This is a genomic window from Paenibacillus sp. GYB003 (assembly GCF_036577625.1).
In the GTDB taxonomy this organism is placed as follows: domain Bacteria; phylum Bacillota; class Bacilli; order Paenibacillales; family NBRC-103111; genus Paenibacillus_AB.
The window spans coordinates 1-418 of record NZ_JARBDC010000004.1 but is presented as its reverse complement, the minus strand read 5'-3'; the positions used below and the strand labels follow the sequence as shown (position 1 = coordinate 418).

At 48.8% G+C, this 418-nt stretch carries 1 protein-coding gene; it reads right to left on the bottom strand.

What is annotated here, in order from left to right; translation table 11 throughout:
- The coding region (locus PV407_RS03485) for a reverse transcriptase domain-containing protein (protein WP_332088478.1) at window positions 1-278 on the bottom strand (278 nt) is incomplete at its 3' end.
- Window positions 279-418: the final 140 nt, after the last annotated feature.

The window sequence follows — 418 nt, the reverse complement described above, 5'->3', positions numbered from 1 at the left end:
CATTCGCTCTCCGAACCTCTTCCGAATCGGATAATCTTGGTTTTCTCTTCCGCGATCGACAGGTTAAACCTCTTCAATCGCTCGACCAACTCGGTGTAGAACGACCTTGCGTCCTCTTCCCTTTCAATGCAACATACGAAGTCGTCTGCGAATCGCACCATGCTCGCCTTTCCTTTGCACAGGCGTCTTTTGACATAAGTCTCAAACCATAAGTCCAGGACATAGTGCAGGTACACATTCGCGAGAATTGGCGAGGCAGTTCCGGATAGCAGTCCCAAAGCATCTGTTTGTCGAGCAAATGCGCGAGTGAGGTAAACCGTTCTTTCGGTCTGGTCTTTGCGACTTCTGCTATTCTTGGTAATCTCGTATCCATTTGTTCCCTGCCTCTGTGTGTAGCATCTGTTTCCTTACCAAGATC